The organism is Xenorhabdus yunnanensis (assembly GCF_028598805.1).
GTDB lineage: Bacteria > Pseudomonadota > Gammaproteobacteria > Enterobacterales > Enterobacteriaceae > Xenorhabdus > Xenorhabdus yunnanensis.
Map to the genome: position 1 here is coordinate 48,719 of NZ_JAQRFI010000013.1, position 19,195 is coordinate 67,913.

At 44.3% G+C, this 19,195-nt stretch carries 15 protein-coding genes and 1 other RNA gene; 7 read left to right on the forward strand and 9 right to left on the reverse strand.

What is annotated here, in order from left to right; genetic code table 11:
• Positions 1-8: 8 nt before the first annotated feature.
• Both rnpB and rsmI read right to left on the reverse strand, forming a co-directional pair.
• Positions 9-389: RNase P RNA component class A (gene rnpB / locus PSI23_RS07645), an RNA gene on the reverse strand.
• Between the two features lie 43 nt (positions 390-432).
• Positions 433-1,323, reverse strand: coding sequence for a 16S rRNA (cytidine(1402)-2'-O)-methyltransferase (gene rsmI, locus PSI23_RS07650; protein WP_273554526.1), 891 nt, complete (start codon positions 1,321-1,323; stop codon positions 433-435).
• A 64-nt stretch (positions 1,324-1,387) separates the two neighbouring features.
• Between rsmI and PSI23_RS07655 the strand changes: the two genes are divergently transcribed.
• The 4 genes from PSI23_RS07655 to dolP all read left to right on the forward strand — a co-directional run bounded on the left by PSI23_RS07655 (position 1,388) and on the right by dolP (position 4,996).
• Positions 1,388-3,244 (forward strand): penicillin-binding protein activator, encoded by a 1,857-nt coding sequence (locus PSI23_RS07655; protein WP_273554527.1) that lies wholly within the window; start codon positions 1,388-1,390, stop codon positions 3,242-3,244.
• Positions 3,245-3,383: 139 nt separating this feature from the next.
• On the forward strand, positions 3,384-3,767 hold the full coding sequence (locus PSI23_RS07660) for a YraN family protein (RefSeq protein ID WP_273554528.1): 384 nt from the start codon (positions 3,384-3,386) through the stop codon (positions 3,765-3,767).
• A 51-nt stretch (positions 3,768-3,818) separates the two neighbouring features.
• Complete coding sequence (gene diaA / locus PSI23_RS07665; RefSeq protein WP_273554529.1) at positions 3,819-4,409, forward strand: DnaA initiator-associating protein DiaA; 591 nt, start codon at positions 3,819-3,821, stop codon at positions 4,407-4,409.
• A gap of 11 nt (positions 4,410-4,420) precedes the next feature.
• Positions 4,421-4,996, forward strand: a complete 576-nt coding sequence (gene dolP, locus PSI23_RS07670; protein ID WP_273554530.1) for a division/outer membrane stress-associated lipid-binding lipoprotein — start codon at positions 4,421-4,423, stop codon at positions 4,994-4,996.
• 68 nt (positions 4,997-5,064) lie between these two features.
• Here dolP and mtgA read toward each other — a convergent pair whose 3' ends face one another.
• From mtgA to arcB, 3 genes are all read right to left on the reverse strand, one after another.
• Positions 5,065-5,781: a monofunctional biosynthetic peptidoglycan transglycosylase gene (mtgA, locus tag PSI23_RS07675; RefSeq protein WP_273554531.1), complete on the reverse strand. Its 717-nt coding sequence runs from the start codon at positions 5,779-5,781 to the stop codon at positions 5,065-5,067.
• 4 nt (positions 5,782-5,785) lie between these two features.
• Positions 5,786-6,439 (reverse strand): isoprenoid biosynthesis glyoxalase ElbB, encoded by a 654-nt coding sequence (gene elbB, locus PSI23_RS07680; protein ID WP_273554532.1) that lies wholly within the window; start codon positions 6,437-6,439, stop codon positions 5,786-5,788.
• Positions 6,440-6,675: 236 nt separating this feature from the next.
• Positions 6,676-9,015 (reverse strand): aerobic respiration two-component sensor histidine kinase ArcB, encoded by a 2,340-nt coding sequence (gene arcB, locus PSI23_RS07685; protein ID WP_273554533.1) that lies wholly within the window; start codon positions 9,013-9,015, stop codon positions 6,676-6,678.
• 680 nt (positions 9,016-9,695) lie between these two features.
• Between arcB and gltB the strand changes: the two genes are divergently transcribed.
• The 3 genes from gltB (at position 9,696) to PSI23_RS07700 (ending at position 16,410) form a co-directional block, all read left to right on the forward strand.
• Complete coding sequence (gene gltB / locus PSI23_RS07690) at positions 9,696-14,153, forward strand: glutamate synthase large subunit (protein ID WP_273554534.1); 4,458 nt, start codon at positions 9,696-9,698, stop codon at positions 14,151-14,153.
• A gap of 10 nt (positions 14,154-14,163) precedes the next feature.
• On the forward strand, positions 14,164-15,582 hold the full coding sequence (locus PSI23_RS07695) for a glutamate synthase small subunit (protein ID WP_273554535.1): 1,419 nt from the start codon (positions 14,164-14,166) through the stop codon (positions 15,580-15,582).
• A gap of 318 nt (positions 15,583-15,900) precedes the next feature.
• Entirely contained in the window at positions 15,901-16,410 is a 510-nt protein-coding gene (locus PSI23_RS07700; protein ID WP_273554536.1) for a hypothetical protein, read from the forward strand.
• Between the two features lie 119 nt (positions 16,411-16,529).
• On the opposite strand, the gene sspB is transcribed toward PSI23_RS07700, so the two are convergent.
• From sspB to rplM, 4 genes are all read right to left on the reverse strand, one after another.
• Positions 16,530-17,027, reverse strand: coding sequence for a ClpXP protease specificity-enhancing factor (gene sspB / locus PSI23_RS07705; protein WP_273554537.1), 498 nt, complete (start codon positions 17,025-17,027; stop codon positions 16,530-16,532).
• 3 nt (positions 17,028-17,030) lie between these two features.
• Positions 17,031-17,681: a stringent starvation protein SspA gene (gene sspA, locus PSI23_RS07710; protein ID WP_273554538.1), complete on the reverse strand. Its 651-nt coding sequence runs from the start codon at positions 17,679-17,681 to the stop codon at positions 17,031-17,033.
• A gap of 431 nt (positions 17,682-18,112) precedes the next feature.
• Complete coding sequence (gene rpsI, locus PSI23_RS07715; RefSeq protein WP_092518258.1) at positions 18,113-18,505, reverse strand: 30S ribosomal protein S9; 393 nt, start codon at positions 18,503-18,505, stop codon at positions 18,113-18,115.
• A 15-nt stretch (positions 18,506-18,520) separates the two neighbouring features.
• Complete coding sequence (gene rplM / locus PSI23_RS07720; protein ID WP_092518260.1) at positions 18,521-18,949, reverse strand: 50S ribosomal protein L13; 429 nt, start codon at positions 18,947-18,949, stop codon at positions 18,521-18,523.
• Positions 18,950-19,195: the final 246 nt, after the last annotated feature.

Below are 19,195 nucleotides of genomic sequence, written 5' to 3' on the forward strand. Positions count from 1 at the left end.
GGCTAAATTTGTGAAGTTGACCGATAAGCCGGGTTCTGTCTTGGACAGCCATTCATCTAGGCCAGCACTTGCGCACTGGCTCAAGCAACCTACCCGGGTTCGATACGGGCCGTACCATCTGAACCTCTATTTGGTCTTGCTCCGGGTGGAGTTTACCGTGCCACGAACTGTTGCCAGTCGCGCGGTGCGCTCTTACCGCACCCTTTCACCCTTACCTGATCTCATTTTCTTGCAAAAATGAGCCATCGGCGGTTTGCTCTCTGTTGCACTGGTCGTAGGCTTTCACCTCCCAGACGTTATCTGGCACCCTGCCCTATGGAGCCCGGACTTTCCTCCCCTTTACTTCTCCCAAGGGAGAGTGGTAAAGCAGCGACTGTCTGGTCAACTCCGGCGCGGATTATAAGAGGTTTGCTATTCAATGTATAGGAGTTTTCACGCGTCTTCTTCAATTTGATCCTGTGCAGCGTTTTGATCGAGCGAATAACGATACAAGGCATTTTTCTTCACACCATGGATTTCTGCCGCCAATGCCGCCGCCTTTTTCAATGGAAGTTCTTTTTGCAGCAACGCCAGCGTTCGCAAGGCTTCTGGCGGCAAGCTATCATCCGCAGGTTTACGATACCCTTCCACAATCAGAACCATTTCTCCTCGACGACGGGTTTCATCTTCCCTGATCCATGTCAGAAGTTCACCAGCGGGCATTCCTCGAATAGATTCCCACGTTTTGGTCAATTCCCGTGCCAGAACCACATAACGATCCGCACCCCACACTTTCACAATATCTTCTAAACTGTCCAACAGACGATGTGTCGATTCGTAGAAAATCAGCGTTCGCGGCTCTTGTGCTAACTCGTGCAAAGTATCCTGGCGCCCCTTACTTTTGGCGGGTAAGAAACCTTCATAACAAAAGCGATCTGAAGGTAAGCCAGCAGCAGACAATGCTGTAATTGCCGCACAAGGACCAGGAAGTGGCACCACATTAATGCCCGCTTCACGGCAGCGACGGACAAGGTGATAGCCCGGATCATTGATCAAAGGTGTACCGGCATCAGATACCAATGCGATGCTCATCCCTTGTTCAAGTTTCGTAAGTAATTGATCTGCTTTCTGCTGTTCATTATGATCATGAAGTGCGAACATGCGCGCATTAATGGCAAAATGTTGAAGCAACAAGCCAGTGTGTCGCGTATCTTCGGCTGCAATCAGATCGACATGTTTAAGAACTTCAAGAGCACGCTGAGTAATATCCCCCAGATTTCCAATAGGGGTTGGTACAACATATAGCGTGGATGTCGTAACCACTGCTCGATTGGTTTGATTCATTGTTTCATCCGAATGACCGATTTAAAATTGAGCATCTTTGAAAAAAAACATCACTGGATACAGTATGCTTCCCTCAATTTTTGTGCGTTTTAAAACTGGTTTAGTCTATACAGCGCTGCTGTCGACTATGATTATTGCAGGGTGTACCACGCCCGTACAGCAAGGGCAACCAACTTCTGAGCCTCAGGACAATATCAGCGCAGAGATTAACCGCTATCAAGCCATTATTGATGCAGCACACAATCAACCATCGCTGGATGTTATCCGTGCTTACATCGCGTTGGAGTCCTATTTAACAAAAAACCAAACAGATGATACCACCCGCCAGAAAAATCTTGATGAGACATGGCAATTACTGACGCATCTTTCACCCCGGCAAATGAGTGAATTGGTGATTAATGCCAACGAATATACATTGCAAAGTTGGCTTGATTTACTCAATACCTATCAGATCAATAAACAGGATCTGGAGAAACTGCGTTCAGCTGTCCACGATTGGCAAATCCGTTATTCAAACAATCCTGCTGCACGTAGTTTACCTTCGCCCCTGCAACAAATTCTGCAAGAGACCAAAACCAGCCATGCCACAATTGGATTATTTCTGCCTTTGAGCGGTCCGACAAAAGTGTTTGGTGAAGCTATTCGCCAAGGTTTCCTTGATGCACAAAAAGGATTGCCAAAGTTATCTTCATCAAGACCTGCATTGCCAAAACCAGAATTGCCAACGAATACCGTTGATTCAAATGGAGCAATCAACACCACTCCATCTAATACTGAATCAGCTGATCCTGAAAATACCCGCGTTGCAAATTCAGAAAATAGTGGCGTTGCTGCGATTGAACCCGTATCTGACATGGATGCGGCCACAGATATCGTATCAACTGCGGATTCGGTACCAACAGTGGCTTCTACGATTAATGATGCCCCTATCAATAATCAGACTGTAAAAGTCTATGACACCAACAGCCAGCCACTCACTGCTCTGCTGGCACAGGCTGAACAAGATGGTGTGACTCTGGTCGTTGGGCCATTGCTGAAAATTAATGTAGAACAATTGGCTCAGATTGAAACTCCATTGAATATTCTGGCGCTCAATGAACTCGATGTACCACAAACGCAGCCAAGTATCTGTTATTTCTCGCTCTCTCCTGAAGATGAGGCGAAAAATGCCGCGATGCATATTTGGCAACAACAAAAGCGCAGTCCTCTGGTGTTGATACCCCGCACTGAATTGGGTACTCGAGTTGTAAAAGCCTTTGCAGAAGAGTGGCAAAAATTGGGCGGTCAGGCGGTATTGCAACAAGCTTTTGGAACACCGAGCGAAATGAGACAGTCCATGAACCGTGGTATTGGCATTCGCTTGTCTGGTACGCCAGTTATCCCCACAAGCTCAGCGACTACCCCTGTGGATGCTGTTTACATTATCGCGACAGCAAATGAACTGACCACCATCAAACCAATGATCGATATGGCAATCAGTTCCCGTAAAAAACCGACTCTCTATGCCAGCTCACGCAGCAATACATCAGGCTCAGGCCCTGATTTCCGTCTAGAGATGGATGGTATGCAATTTAGTGATATTCCATTGCTGACAGGTGCGAATGTGCCATTAATGCAACAAGCCGCCAAAAAATTCGCCAATGACTATTCTCTGATGCGCATCTATGCAATGGGAATCGATGCATGGTCACTGGCTAACCAATTTGCGCAAATGCGGCAGGAGATGGGATTCCGCCTGAATGGTGCATCGGGAGAACTTTCCGTGACGGATAACTGCACCATCTTGCGTCAACTACCATGGATGCGATTCAATAGTGGTCGTATAGTTATTGAAGATCGATCAGACAGTATCGATAACACTGAGAATGCTAATAACACTGAAAATGTCGATAACGTGAATAATGCCGCTTACAACAATTAAACATAAAATCACGTAAAAACAATTAGATAAATATTCATATGGTACAAAGGTTCCCCCGAACATAAATAATAGTAGGGGGCGTAAAAGCAGGAAACAAAGCTACCGTTTGAAATATGAAAGGAATCGTGGTCATTTCAGGATGAAAAAACCAACAAACAATCGCTATGCACTAGGGCGCCATTATGAACAACAAGCTAAACTGTTTTTGCAAAAACAAGGGCTTGTCTTTGTTGCTGAGAATGTGAAAATTCGTGGTGGGGAAATCGATCTGATTATGCGTGATAAATATACATGGATATTCGTTGAAGTCCGTTTTCGTCAGAATGCACAATATGGTGGCGCCATTGCTACAATTACCCAAAGTAAGCGCAGAAAGCTTTTGTATACAGCGGCTGTCTGGCTGTCCCGACGAAATGAATGTCTGGAAACTGCACCATGCCGCTTCGATGTTTGTGCAATAACAGGCCAAAAATTTGAATGGCTGAAAAATGCCTTCACCCTGAATGAGAGCCTATTTCAGTAGGTTCTCAATTTTCTCGCTAAATAAATATATTCTAAATACATAGGTCATAACGTGCTGGATAGAATTAAAGTCTGCTTTACAGAAAGTATTCAAACTCAGATCGCAGCAGCAGAAGCATTACCCGACGCAATCTCACGCGCCGCAATCATGATGGTTCAATCACTGCTGAGCGGCAATAAAATCCTTTGCTGTGGTAATGGTGGATCTGCCGCAACCGCACAGCGTTTTGCCGCCAGCATGATTAATCGCTTCGAAACGGATCGACCAAGTTTGCCTGCCCTGTCACTGAATACGGATAATGTGGTGATCACCGCCATAGCCAACAGTAAACAGCCTGACGAAATCTACGCCAAACAAGTCAGAGCATTGGGAAATACAGGGGATGTTCTGCTTGCTATTTCTACACATGGAAACAGTCGGGATATCATCAAAGCGGTAGAAGCTGCTGTTACACGTGATATGACGATTGTCGCGCTGACAGGCTACGATGGTGGTGAATTGGCGGGCTTACTAGGCCCTCAGGATGTTGAAATACGCATTCCCTCACACCATAGCATCAGGATCCAAGAAGTCCATATGTTGACAATTAACTGTCTGTGCGACTTAATCGACAATACATTATTCCCTCATCAGGATGAATAAGGAGCCAGCTTATGCGGTTATTTTCTCTATTATTGGTATGTTTCAGCGCAATGCTATTACAAGGATGTATTGGCGCTGCCGTCGTAGGTTCGGCCGCGTTTGCCACAAAAGCCGGTTCAGATCCGCGAACAATTGGCCAACAAGTTGACGATACTACATTGGAAGCCCGTGTCAGCACGGCTATCAGCAAAGATCCACAAATTAAGGCACAAGCCCGTGTGGTCGCCACTGTCTATCAAAATAAGGTTCTTTTAACAGGCCAAAGCCCAAATATAGCTCTGGCTGAGCAGGCAAAACAGATTGCGTCGAAAGTTGAAGGCACCAAGGCGGTATATAACGAAATCCGTCAGGGTAACCCCATTTCATTGGGCACAGTTTCCTCCGATGCCTGGTTGACAACCAAAGTGCGCTCAAAAATTTTAGCCAGTGATGCCGTGAGGTCATCCAGCATCAAAGTGGTGACAGAAGATAGTGAAGTCTTTTTGTTTGGCATCGTCACTCGACAAGAAGGAAGTGACGCTGCGAAAATCGCCAGCGAAACCAGCGGCGTAAGACGTGTAACAACAGCATTTACATATCTCAACTGAAAATCTCAGCCAAAAGCGATAGCTCAGCTAACAACCATTAAAGCGGCACCAATTTGGGCCGCTTTCTCCTATCTCAAGTCATTTTGCTTTAAGTAATTCTCTCCCCCCATTAACTGCATTTGCCGCAAAATCCATTGTTGACGCTGCAATACATATTTAGTGGGAGCATCCACCTGATAGCGATGGGGGTTTGGCAGTACAGCAGCGAGCAACGCTGACTCAGAAACTGTCAATCGACTGGCAGGTTTGCCGAAGTAACGCTGGGCTGCTTCTTCAACACCAAAAATGCCATTGCCAAATTCGGCGATATTAAGATAGACCGTCAAAATACGTTTCTTTGACCATAGCAATTCCAGTACCGCCGTCATTCCCGTTTCCAACCCCTTTCTGACCCAACTCCGTCCTTCCCATAAAAATAAATTTTTGGTTGTTTGCTGAGAAATTGTCGATGCTCCCCGAATTCGCTTCTGATATTTTTTGTTATGCGCTATAGCAGTTTCAATAGCATCAAAATCAAATCCCCAATGTTTTGGAAATTTTTGATCTTCGGCTGCAACGACGGCTAATGCTATATAAGGTGAAATTTGATTCTGATCTACCCATGAGGAATGAGAAACATAAGATAAATTAATTAACATTAAAGCGCCTATTTGTCTCTCTATCATCACCATAGAAAACGGCACCGGCAGAAATGAAAAAGCGATTACAGCAACAAACCACAGAACTGTGATCGACACGACAATTCTTTTCAGCCAGCGCCATAATATTGAAAAAGGATTTTTCATCCTATTACTCAATCATTCCCAATATTTCTCTAACCAATTTATCAATTCCTTTTTCTGCCTGAGACAGAGATTCTGCAAGCATATAAGCGGGTGTTGTTACAATTTTATTTTCAAAATCAATGACAACACTATCAACGGGGCATTCAATATGTATGCCTCCCATCTTCTCTATTTCAGCCGCAGTTTCTGGATCATTGCCGATGGTTACTTTTATCGGTTTGCCTAATATTTTAGGTACCATAACAGGAGAAATGCACATAAACCCCATCGGCTTACCCTTCTTGTGCATATTTTGCACCACACTTAATAACTCTTTATTTATTTCACAATCAGAACCTTTAGATGCGAAATTAGATAAATTCTTGACTACACCAAAACCCCCAGGAATAATCAGCGCATCCAACTCATCAATATTAACTTTGGATAAAGGCTGTATATTTCCACGTGTTATACGGGAGGATTCTTCCATTATGTGGCGACTTTCTTTTTTCTCTTCTCCATTAAGGTGATTAATAACATAATGTTGTTCCTCATCAGGCGAAAAAAAAGACACTTCAGCGCCAAGACGGCTTAAAGAGAGCATAGTCAGGACTGATTCGTGAATTTCACTTCCATCGTACACTCCGCATCCACTTAATATAACGGCAACAGATTTCATATTTCTCTCCATTTGTAGTAGATTAATGCTTAACCCCTTAGAGGGTTAAACACCAATCTTCATCACAGATTTTAATGAATCTTGTAACAAAAAATCTTATCTTTGCTATGTTGGTACTTGTGTTCTATACGGAAGAATTCTTTAATTACTCGCATCGAAAATAAATCTTAGATAAGCGGGTAAACAAGTTTCCCTGGTGTTGGCGCAGTATTAGCGCACCCCAACTTCGGTTGGGGTTATTTTTTTGTAGCGCTTGATAACCAATTTCTCAATATTTCTATATCCTGCTTCCATTCCAACTTTAACTCATCCACCCACTCTTGAACATTATCCCACCACGCAGGTAAATCTGGTGACTGAATCTGCTGAGCCAATTGCTGCAAGTGACGTAACCCTACTGAACCAGCCGCCCCTTTAATCTTATGAGCCTCTTCCGTGATGCCTTTTTGATCTCTGGCAGTCATGTTGGAGTCCAGCAAAGAAATGTAACTTGGCATCATGGTTTCAAAAATAGACAGGTTATCTATAATCATTTTGGATCCAACCAATTCGATGTATTGGTTAAGCATCTCTATATCTAGCCGCTCTTCATCCTGATTCACAATAACAACTTCCGGTAAGATACTTTCAGATTCAGATGTCTTACCCCAATATCTTTCTATTACGGCAGTCAATTCCTTGACGGATAGCGGTTTATTGAGCACATCATCCATGCCTGCATCAAGGTATTCTTTTTTATCCTTCAATACATTAGCCGTCAGAGCGATCAAAGGAGGCAAGGATTGAGAGGAGTAACGCTGGTGCAATTGACGGGCGATATCGAGTCCGGTCATATCCGGCAATTGGATATCCAGTAGCACTAAATCATATTCATCAGGATCAAACATTGCCAATGCATCATGGCCATTCATGGCTACATCCACGCTGTTACCCAGTTTCTCCAGCACAGAACGAGCCACAATGACATTCAATTCAATATCTTCCACCAACAAGATGTTAAGTGCTGGCAATGGCACAGTATCTTGTTCAGCCTTCCCTTCTGGGTTATCACCAATGGCTGGAGCAACAACAGACAAAGTAAAGCAAGAACCTTGGCCTAACGTACTTTTCACTGCAATGTTTCCCCCCATGCCTTGAGCAAGGCGCTTCGAAACCGCAAGGCCAATGCCTGTGCCTGTCGCAGGGCGTCCGCCAGCACTGTCTTTGACCTGATAATACATTGCGAAGATTTTTTCCAGCTCATCAGGAGGAATGCCAATACCGGAGTCCGTTACTTCAAAAAATAAGCGCTCTCCTTCTTCACGCCAGATACGAACCCTAATTTCACCTTGAAGCGTAAATTTGACGGCGTTGCTAATCAGGTTCCACAAGATTTGTCGCAAGCGGGTTCCATCAGTAAGTACTTTTGCTGGTAATGGCTGCTCTGGTTCCAATACAAATTTAATTCCTTTCGGCTGCGCCAATAAACCTGAAATGTTCTCCAAATCTGTTATGAAACCCGTGAAATCAACCGGTTGGTTATCAAGCTGAACCTTGCGGCGCTCAATTTTATCTAATTCAATGATATCATTAAAAATATTCCCCAAGGTAACGGCGCTGACATGAATCGTTTCCAGATATTTGCATTGCTCTGGTGTTAAGTCGGTATCCATCAATATTCGGCTCAAGCCCACGATGCCATTTAAAGGCGTACGAAGCTCATGGCTAATCGTAGAGATAAAAGTCGTTTTATCCCTACTGGCATTCTCCAATGCGTCCTGATAGCGCTTACGCTCCGTTATATCGCGCCCAAATCCCATTAGCCCATGTCGCTTGCCAACGCGATCATAAAAAGGGACTTTCCTTAGCTCAAAACAGGCCTTGCGACCATCGGGATAAACTAACCATTGCTCATAAGTCAGGGATACATTGTGGCGAAATACTTTTTCATCAGTTTCCATCACCTTGCTGGCAATTTCTTTATCGTAAACATCCGTCGGCGTCAGACCTATGAGATTTTTTTCGCTTTTGCCAGTCAGCAATTCCATCGCCCTATTACAGCCGGAAAATTCATTCTCTTCATTACGGTAATAAACTAAATCTGGGGAGGCATCCAGAAATGAACGCAATAGTATTGATTGCTGCTCAAGTTCAATCTGGGTTTTTTCTCGGTGCTCCATTTCCAGTTTAAGTTTATCCAACAAAACCAAATGCGTTTTTTCCGCCTTTTCTCTATCGCCGATCTCTTGATTTAATTGGGCAATATTTTCTTTGAGTTGCAGATTTAATGCCGCATCGCGCTGACGCATTTCTTCAAGTTTTTCGACCAGACTAGATAAACGCTGGCGGGATTCTTCAAGTTGCTCAACTACGATGGAAAGGAAATAAACCGCCCAAGGTGTGATCAACAAACCAAAAAAGATGGAGCGGATTAAGTCAATACTCTCCACTTTTCCAGTCAGTACGGCTGTGACTGCCATCTGCATAGCTATAGCAAGAATAACCAAAGCCGATGCAAGCAACATAGAAAAACGCACCAGCCCCAGCTTCATCATCAAATCTACATAATATTGGGCAAGCCCTCGAATCAGCTTCATAACCGCTCCCAGTAAAATTATTCCCGGTAAAGTCACCAGATTGAATCATAACGCAAAAAAGCCCCAACTTCGTTGAGTGATATCACCCTTAAACCCTATGTAGAATAAAATATCCAAAAAATAGAATAACTATGCAAATAGGTTTCAATCATCTTTTTTGAGATTAAAAAACAATCAATCACATTCTCTTGAAAAGAAGAAAATACACATAACAAATCCAATCTAAAATAAATTATCAGTATAAAATGTTAAATATTTTGCATTTTAAAGCATATATAAAATAGATAATGTGGTAATTTTAGTGATATAAATCACATCACCTAAGAGGGTGATCTTGGTCACAAAAGACAAAAACTCAATGTTTCTTCATTAAAATCAATCAAATAAATAAAATCTTCCTACAAAAAACGCAATTTGACACTATTTGACCTACTCTATTTTTATCGTTAAGTTGGGAATTCACTGAAAATCACCTGTCGGATAATCATCCGTCTCATATTTATGCAGTGACATATGACATAACATCATTTTGATTTACCGCTTGTGGATATCAATAAAACAAGTGGCGTTTAACTGAGGGCGCGAATTAGACGCCCGTAGAAATAAATATATCTATGCCATCTCGCGAGTGATGTGAGAGTCAGACAGAAAGAGTCGGACAGAACTTGGGGAGTTTTACAATGTTGTATAATAAATTGCAGGAAAAAGATAACTGTGGGTTTGGATTAATCGCACATATTGAAGGAGAGCCGAGTCACAAAGTGGTGCGCACAGCCATACACGCACTGGCTCGTATGCAACACAGGGGCGCGATTCTGGCGGATGGAAAAACGGGTGACGGCTGTGGTTTGTTAATGCAAAAACCAAACCGTTTCTTTCAAATGATCGCCAGTGAGCAATCATGGCGGCTCGCTAAAAACTATGCTGTCGGCATGCTGTTCCTGAGTCAGGATGCAAAAATAGCCCAATCATGCCGTGACATTATCGAACAGGAATTACAACACGAAACCCTATCCATTGTGGGTTGGCGGGAAGTTCCTATCAATCGCGATATTTTAGGTGATATTGCCCTATCAAGCCTCCCCCGCATTGAGCAAGTTTTCATCAACGCACCAGCCGGATGGCGGGCGCAAGATATGGAACGCCGCCTGTTCGTTTGCCGTCGCCGCATAGAGAAACGCATTACCGACAACGACTTTTATATTTGCAGCCTGTCTAATCTGGTCACGATTTATAAAGGACTGTGCATGGCTGCGGATTTACCCCGTTTCTACCCCGATTTAGCCGATTTGCGTATGGAGTCTTCTATCTGTTTATTCCATCAGCGCTTTTCAACTAATACGGTTCCCCGCTGGCCGTTGGCACAACCATTTCGCTATCTGGCTCACAATGGGGAAATCAACACCATTACGGGAAACCGTGAATGGGCTAAGGCGCGAGCCTATAAGTTTCACACACCACTTATCCCTGATTTACATACTGCTGCGCCTTTTGTTAATGAAACCGGTTCCGATTCCAGTTCACTGGACAACATGCTGGAACTGTTTCTCAATGGCGGTATGGATTTAATACGCGCCATGCGTTTGCTCGTTCCACCAGCATGGCAGAATAACCCTGATATGGATGATGACCTGCGTGCATTCTTCGATTTCAATTCCATGCACATGGAACCTTGGGATGGGCCAGCCGGCATCGTTATTTCCGATGGGCGTTATGCCGCCTGTAATCTGGATCGCAACGGCTTGCGCCCTGCCCGCTATGTGATCACCAAAGATAAGCTGATTACTTGTGCCTCTGAAGTCGGTATTTGGGATTATCAACCAGATGAAGTCGTCGAAAAGGGCCGTGTTGGACCTGGTGAATTAATGGTCATTGATACCTATGAGGGCCGCATTCTTCACTCTGCTGAAACTGATAATGATTTGAAAAGCCGTCACCCTTATAAAGAGTGGCTGGAGAAAAACGTCAAACGGTTGACTCCATTCGAAGAGTTGCCGGAAGAGCAAATCGGGCAGAGAGATTTGGATGATTGCCTGTTGGCGACTTACCACAAACAGTTTGCCTACAGTTATGAGGAATTGGATCAAATTATCCGTATCCTCGGTGAAAATGCTCAAGAAGCGACAGGTTCAATGGGAGATGATACGCCGTTTGCTGTACTTTCCAGCCGTCCGCGCATTATTTATGATTATTTTCGTCAGCAATTCGCTCAAGTTACCAATCCTCCTATTGATCCATTGCGTGAAGCCCATGTTATGTCTCTGGCTACCCGCATTGGACGAGAAATGAATGTCTTTTGCGAAGCTGAGGGACAGGCTCATCGACTGTGCTTTGAATCTCCGGTTCTGCTTTACTCTGATTTTGTACAACTGACGACCCATCAGGAATCCTATTATCGCGCTGATACGCTGGATTTGACCTTCAATCCACAGGAGATCACGCTGAAGAGCGCTATTTCAACTTTATGTGAAAGAGCGGAAGAAATCGCCCGCAATGGTGCAGTAATGCTGGTACTATCCGACCGCAATATTTCACCTGAAAGAGTGCCAATTCCTGCGCCAATGGCAGTCGGTGCAATTCAGCACTGTTTGGTTGAAAAAAACCTGCGCTGCGATACCAATTTGATCGTAGAAACCGCTGGTGCGCGTGATCCACATCATTTTGCGGTATTAATCGGTTTTGGTGCTACTGCGGTTTATCCTTATCTGGCCTATGAGTCACTGGGAAAAATGGTGGATGACGGCACAATCAATACGCCATACGCCCGCGTTATGCTTAATTATCGCAATGGCATTAATAAAGGGCTGTATAAAATTATATCCAAAATGGGTATCTCCACCATTTCCTCTTACCGCTGCTCGAAATTGTTCGAAGCCGTCGGCCTGCACTCTGATGTGACAAATATCTGCTTCAATGGTGTCGTCAGTCGTATTGAAGGCGCAGATTTCAGTGATTTTGAACAAGATCTGCGTAATCTTTCCAAACGGGCATGGTTACATCGCCACGCTATTGATCAAGGGGGGCTACTGAAATATGTCCATAATGGGGAATATCACACTTATAACCCTGATGTTGTCAGTACATTGCAAGCGGCAGTTCATAGTGGCAATTACAACGATTATCTGAAATATTCTGAATTGGTTAATGGGCGTCCCATCGCAACATTGCGGGATCTGCTAGCCATCTCCCCTAAAGGCGATCCCATTAACATTGAAGATGTTGAATCCGCGGAAGCCTTGTTCAAACGTTTTGATACAGCAGCCATGTCAATTGGCGCACTCAGTCCTGAAGCCCATGAAGCGCTGGCAGAAGCGATGAATGCGTTAGGTGGGTTTTCCAACTCAGGAGAAGGTGGAGAAGATCCTGCGCGTTATCACACCAACAAAGTTTCCCGCATTAAGCAGGTCGCCTCTGGCAGATTCGGAGTGACACCAGCATACTTAGCCAGTGCCGATGTGATCCAGATAAAAGTCGCCCAAGGCGCAAAACCGGGGGAAGGTGGTCAATTACCGGGAGATAAGGTCACGCCTTATATCGCCAAATTACGCTATTCCGTGCCGGGGGTTACTCTGATTTCCCCACCGCCACATCACGATATTTATTCAATTGAAGATCTGGCCCAATTGATTTTCGATCTTAAACAGGTGAATCCGAAAGCGCTGATCTCCGTCAAGCTGGTTTCAGAACCCGGCGTAGGAACCATTGCCACAGGTGTCGCCAAAGCTTATGCCGACCTGATAACCATTGCTGGTTATGATGGTGGAACTGGTGCAAGTCCGCTCTCTTCAGTCAAATATGCGGGTTGCTCATGGGAATTGGGACTGGTGGAAACCCAACAAGCGTTGGTTGCCAATGGGCTGCGCCATAAAATCCGCCTTCAGGTTGATGGAGGGTTGAAAACAGGTATGGATATCATCAAGGCGGCTATTTTAGGTGCAGAAAGTTTCGGTTTCGGGACTGGCCCAATGGTTGCCCTTGGCTGTAAATATTTGCGGATCTGTCACTTAAATAACTGCGCCACCGGTGTCGCTACGCAAGATGAAAAACTGCGGCAATCTCATTATCACGGCCTGCCAGAAAGAGTCATGAATTATTTCCGCTTTATTGCGCAGGAAACACGAGAACTGATGGCGCAATTAGGTGTGAAACAACTTACGGATTTGATTGGTCGAACAGATTTGTTGGAAATACTTGAGGGAATTTCGGCTAAGCAGAGCAAACTCAATCTTGAACCATTGCTAGAAACGGCAGAGCCTCACGTCGGCAAAGCACTGCATTGCACAGAAGATAATTCTCCTTTTGATCAGGGGACACTGAATAAATCAATCGTCGCTCAAGCGATGCCTTATGTGGAAAATTCACAAAGCAAGACGTTCTATTTTGATATCCAAAATACAGATCGCTCTGTTGGCGCCTCTCTCTCCGGTGAAATTGCAGCCCGGTATGGCGATCAGGGACGGGCGGCCGATCCGATCAAACTACATTTCAGTGGAACAGCCGGACAAAGTTTTGGGGTCTGGAATGCGGGTGGTGTTGAACTGACTTTAATCGGCGATGCCAATGATTATGTCGGTAAGGGTATGGCAGGTGGCTGTATTACCATCCTTCCTCCTATTGGTTCAGCATTTAAAAGTAACGAAGCCACTATCATCGGTAATACCTGCCTGTATGGTGCAACAGGCGGGAAACTCTTTGCTGCCGGACATGCCGGTGAACGCTTTGCAGTACGTAATTCAGGTGCCATCACCGTTATTGAGGGGATCGGCGACAATGGCTGTGAATATATGACCGGTGGGATCGTCTGTGTTCTAGGCAGCACTGGTGTCAATTTTGGGGCGGGCATGACAGGTGGATTCGCTTACGTGCTTGATGAATTTGATGATTTCCGTAAACGCGTCAATCCAGAGCTGGTGGAAGTTCTCTCAATGGATAGTTTGGCTATTCACAAAGAACATCTGCGGGGATTAATCACCGAACACGTTCGTCTGACAAACTCTCAACACGGCGAAAGCATATTGGAAAATTGGTCTCAATGGGTCAATAAATTTGCTTTGGTTAAGCCTAAATCCAGTGATGTCAGTGCGTTGTTGGGGCACCGCAGTCGTTCTGCTGCCGAATTGCGGGTTCAGGCACAGTAAGGAGTCAATTATGAGCCAGAATGTTTATCAATTTATCGACTTGCAGCGTGTCGATCCACCTAAAAAACCATTGAAAATCAGAAAAATAGAGTTTATTGAGATTTATGAACCCTTTTCTGAAATTCAGGCACAAGCACAAGCAGATCGCTGCCTCTCTTGCGGTAATCCGTACTGCGAATGGAAGTGCCCTGTACACAACTATATTCCGAATTGGCTGAAACTCGTCAATGAAGGGCGCATTATTGAAGCAGCAGAATTATCTCACCAGACCAACAGCTTACCAGAAGTCTGTGGGCGGGTTTGTCCGCAAGATCGCCTGTGTGAAGGTGCTTGTACACTGAATGATGACTTCGGTGCTGTCACCATCGGTAATATTGAACGTTACATTAATGACACGGCCATCGCGATGGGCTGGAAACCGGATATGTCGCATGTCATCCCGACAGGCAAACGTGTAGCCGTGATCGGAGCAGGCCCTGCGGGATTGGCTTGTGCAGATGTCCTGAGCCGTAACGGTGTACAAGTGATGGTTTATGATCGCCATCCTGAAATTGGTGGCTTGCTCACATTCGGTATCCCCGCTTTTAAACTAGAAAAAGAGGTGATGATTCGCCGCCGTGAAATGTTCTCCGGGATGGGTATTGAATTCCGGCTGAACACAGAGATAGGCCAAGACATCACACTGGCTGAACTTACGACAGAATTTGATGCCGTATTTCTTGGGGTTGGAACATATCAATCCATCCGTGGAGGATTAGTGAACGAAAGCGCTGACGGAGTATATGACGCTTTGCCTTTTTTAATCGCCAATACCCGTCAGTTGATGGGCTACCTTTCTCTCCCTGAACAGCCTTATGTTGATATGAAAGCTAAACGTGTTCTGGTTCTGGGCGGTGGTGATACTGCTATGGACTGTGTCCGTACTTCGATTCGCCAAGGTGCAACCAGTGTTATCTGTGCTTATCGGCGGGATGAAGAAAATATGCCCGGCTCCCGTCGTGAAGTAAAAAATGCTAAAGAAGAAGGTGTAGAGTTTCGCTTTAACCTCCAACCAATGAGCATTGAGATTAATAACGCAGGACATGTTTGTGGTGTTAAAGTTGTGAAAACACAACTGGGTGCCATCGATGAAAAAGGCCGTCGTCAGGCTGAGATTATTCAAGGTTCCGAATTCTTGATAGAAGCTGATGCCGTGCTCATGGCGTTTGGCTTCAAACCCCATACCATGAGCTGGCTAGATGAACATCAAGTCAGCCTCGATCAAAAAGGCCGCATTATAGCTCCTGAGTCCAGTAATCTGCCTTTCCAGACCAGTAATCCGAAAATATTCGCAGGTGGAGACGCCGTGCGTGGCTCTGATTTGGTAGTAACAGCCATTGATGAAGGCCGAAAAGCCGCTTTCGGCATTCTCGATTATCTTGAAGTGTAATATCCAATTCTTTTTCTTCTAATGACTTCTCCGATCCCTGAGTCGGAGAAGATCTCAAAAACATAAAAATCCCGTCGGTTTTTTATTTTCTTTTTACTACCACACTAGTTGTATTTTTTCGATTTATACGACTATTCTTATATTCTAAAGTCAAATATACCGATTTAATCTCCCACTCATTATAACAATACAACAATAGTGCAACACCGTAATACAGCCATAAGGCTTATTTTTTTCGAAAAGAAAGTTGCTCAAAGTAACTGGTTAAATAGACGTGAAATAAAAGATCATTAAAACGATAATAACAGGAAGAAATACATGCGATTACTCACACAGATACTCTTCTTCTCTTGCATGTCCTTGACAAGCTTGCCATCAATTGCAAAATTCTCTACGCCTGCCAAAATTATGCAGCAATTACAAGAAAGAGGTGTAAATTCTGTTGTGGCGGAGATAAATGAAAAATACGAACAGGACAACATGCTCCATAGTATTTCGACTGGTGATACACAATGGCTGCAAATTGCCTTTAAGCTCAACCCTAATGCCCATCCAAAATTTCCTCAGAAAATCATTAACGCTTTATCTGTTGCTTTGACTGAAAATCCTGTAGAGGTATTAGCACTGGCAAAAGCACACCGTACGCTTTCATTCACTGATATCTGCACTATTCCTAATACGCTCAATAAACTGGATAAAAAGAAAGAGTTTGCCAAAAAAATGATGAATAGCTTAAACGCAGCAGAAAAATCGAATACTGGGGAAAATCGAGATAATATCGAAATCTGTATGTGGGAATTTGAAAAAGCTCGTAACGCTTATTTCTGAACTAAAAATAAAGGAGATCAATGTCTCCTCTATTTGCATTTCCAATACGCCTCTTCACCTTTCAAGTTACAGCCTTGCTGACTGCAACTTAAAATCTATAAGGTATGAGCGTTAAGCAATTATTTTACAACGCGCAAAGTTGGACGACCTTTTGGCGGTTGAGGTGGCGGTTCGTCATCTGGCGAATCATTATCGTGAGAAGCTTTGTTACCATGCCTGCTATCGTGGATAAGTACCAAATTATCGGCTATTGGTGCAACTGTTTCTTCTGATCCAGTATCCTCATCATAGGCAAGTTCTGGCTCAAACATCATTCCCGCACCATTTTCACGGGCATAAACCGCAATAACAGCTGCCATCGGCACATTAACTTGACGAGCAACACCACCAAAACGGGCATTGAATCTCACTTCATCGTTAGTCAATTCTAAATTGCCAACCGCTCTCGGCGAGACATTCAAAATAATTTGCCCATTTTGCACATATTCCATCGGGACGCTAACTCCATAAACGTTAACATCCACAACAATATGTGGGGTCATGTCATTATCCAATAGCCACTCATAATGTGCCCTCAATAAATAGGGGCGGCGTGGAGACATTTGAGTCATCTCCATAAATTAACTCCGTGATTGTAAACGCATTTCACGTTCGGCTTCTGTCAGTGAGGCCAAGAATGCATCACGTTCAAACACACGCTGCATATAGATTTGAAGCTCTTTTGTGCCCGGACCTGACAACTCGACGCCTAAGGCAGGTAAACGCCACAGCAGCGGAGCCAAGTAGCAATCCACCAAACTGAACTCTTCATGCGCGAAGAAAGGATTGAAAAGAGATATACAATCCTTACTCAGTAATTTCTCAGCAAGCTGTTTACGTGCAGCATTAGCTTCCTGAGCATTTCCTTCCTGAATTTTGTACATCAGGGAATACCAATCTTTTTCAATTCTATACATCGCCATGCGGCACGTGCCACGTAAGACTGGATACACAGGCATGAGTGGTGGATGTGGGAAACGTTCATCCAGATATTCCATAATGGCGCGAGAATCATATAAAGTCAGATCACGATCAATGAGAGTTGGAACAGATTTATAAGGACTAAAATCAATCAACTCCTGAGGCAAATTATCTTCTTCAAGAGGATCAACATGTACAATATCTACAGTGACCCCCTTTTCCGCCAGTACAATTCGCACTTGATGGCTAAAAATGTCGGTCGGGCCGGAAAACAGAGTCATTACCGAACGTTTGTTGGCAGCGACAGCCATGAAAACCTCCAAGTTTATCTAAAAAAAGGAATGAACAGCCCTTCAATAAACAGCGGCTATTCTCGCTCATATTCTCATCCTGTTTCGCACTTATTATCCGAGGCTATTCCCTTCACTTTTCTAGTAACTGCTTTACTGGCTGTAACGAGAAATTTCTTGGAAAGATATTTAACCTCTGCCAAATCGGGCAAATTCATGGATAAGGCAAAAAATTATTACTACTCTATCAGATTTTGCACATTTTGTGGGGAAGTACATTGAGAATTAATGATGAAATATTGGAATTCAGGAATTTATCATTAAAAAGCGCTATTTATTTGCAAAAAATAGAGAGTTATTAAGGAATGAAAAAATCTGTAGAAATAAAAAAACCCACCATAAAAATGGTGGGTTTTTTAACTTTAACCCATTGCCACAACTGTGGCAATAAATTAACGTTTGGAGAACTGTGGACGGCGACGTGCTTTGCGCAGACCCACTTTTTTACGTTCAACTTCACGAGCATCGCGAGTAACGAAGCCAGCTTTACGAAGTTCAGAGCGCAGAGTCTCGTCATAAGCCATCAGTGCACGAGTGATACCGTGACGGATTGCGCCTGCCTGACCAGAAGTACCACCACCTTTAACAGTGATGTACAGATCCAGTTTGCTCAGCATATCAACCAGCTCGAGTGGTTGACGAACAACCATGCGCGCAGTTTCGCGGCCGAAGTAAACTTCAAGGCTGCGTTGGTTGATTACGATGTTACCGCTACCTGGCTTAATGAAGACACGAGCGGAGGAGCTTTTGCGGCGACCAGTGCCGTAGTATTGATTTTCAGCCATTGCCTATAATCCCGATTAAATGTCCAGAACTTGTGGTTGCTGTGCCGCGTGGTTGTGCTCGTTGCCCGCGTAAACTTTCAGTTTACGGTACATTGCACGACCCAGTGGCCCTTTTGGCAGCATGCCTTTAACCGCGATTTCAATGACACGCTCAGGACGGCGGGCAATCATCTCTTCAAAGGTCGCTTGCTTGATACCACCGATGTGGCCAGTGTGGTGATAATAAATTTTGTCAGCACGTTTGTTGCCAGTTACAGCAACTTTTTCTGCGTTAACAATAATGATGTAGTCACCAGTATCAACGTGCGGAGTGTATTCCGCTTTGTGCTTGCCGCGCAGGCGACGAGCTATTTCAGTTGCAAGACGGCCCAAAGTTTTGCCGTCTGCGTCAACAACATACCAGTCGCGTTTTACGGTTTCTGGCTTAGCTGTAAAAGTTTTCATTAAAGCTTACCCAATTATAAGTTACATGTTGGTGAACACTCGATGTTCAGAAACTTTTTGGAGGTTCACACGACTCATGTCCAGCAAACCTACCCCTTCGAATAGCCTATGCCGGCACTAATGCAAGTTTTTTGGGAAAAAAAACCTGCTGTAACGTGGGGTCGCAAGATTATAGAGAACTCATCATAAAAAATCGACCCCAAATTCAATAATTATCCTATTGGTTGGTATTACTTTCATGCATTG

Coding starts and splice junctions, on each gene's coding strand:
- rsmI (WP_273554526.1), bottom strand. CDS start 1,323: ATGAATCAAACCAATCGAGCAGTGGTTACGACATCCACGCTATATGTT.
- PSI23_RS07655 (WP_273554527.1), top strand. CDS start 1,388: ATGCTTCCCTCAATTTTTGTGCGTTTTAAAACTGGTTTAGTCTATACA.
- PSI23_RS07660 (WP_273554528.1), top strand. CDS start 3,384: ATGAAAAAACCAACAAACAATCGCTATGCACTAGGGCGCCATTATGAA.
- dolP (WP_273554530.1), top strand. CDS start 4,421: ATGCGGTTATTTTCTCTATTATTGGTATGTTTCAGCGCAATGCTATTA.
- mtgA (WP_273554531.1), bottom strand. CDS start 5,781: ATGAAAAATCCTTTTTCAATATTATGGCGCTGGCTGAAAAGAATTGTC.
- elbB (WP_273554532.1), bottom strand. CDS start 6,439: ATGAAATCTGTTGCCGTTATATTAAGTGGATGCGGAGTGTACGATGGA.
- arcB (WP_273554533.1), bottom strand. CDS start 9,015: ATGAAGCTGATTCGAGGGCTTGCCCAATATTATGTAGATTTGATGATG.
- gltB (WP_273554534.1), top strand. CDS start 9,696: ATGTTGTATAATAAATTGCAGGAAAAAGATAACTGTGGGTTTGGATTA.
- PSI23_RS07695 (WP_273554535.1), top strand. CDS start 14,164: ATGAGCCAGAATGTTTATCAATTTATCGACTTGCAGCGTGTCGATCCA.
- PSI23_RS07700 (WP_273554536.1), top strand. CDS start 15,901: ATGCGATTACTCACACAGATACTCTTCTTCTCTTGCATGTCCTTGACA.
- sspB (WP_273554537.1), bottom strand. CDS start 17,027: ATGGAGATGACTCAAATGTCTCCACGCCGCCCCTATTTATTGAGGGCA.
- sspA (WP_273554538.1), bottom strand. CDS start 17,681: ATGGCTGTCGCTGCCAACAAACGTTCGGTAATGACTCTGTTTTCCGGC.
- rpsI (WP_092518258.1), bottom strand. CDS start 18,505: ATGGCTGAAAATCAATACTACGGCACTGGTCGCCGCAAAAGCTCCTCC.
- rplM (WP_092518260.1), bottom strand. CDS start 18,949: ATGAAAACTTTTACAGCTAAGCCAGAAACCGTAAAACGCGACTGGTAT.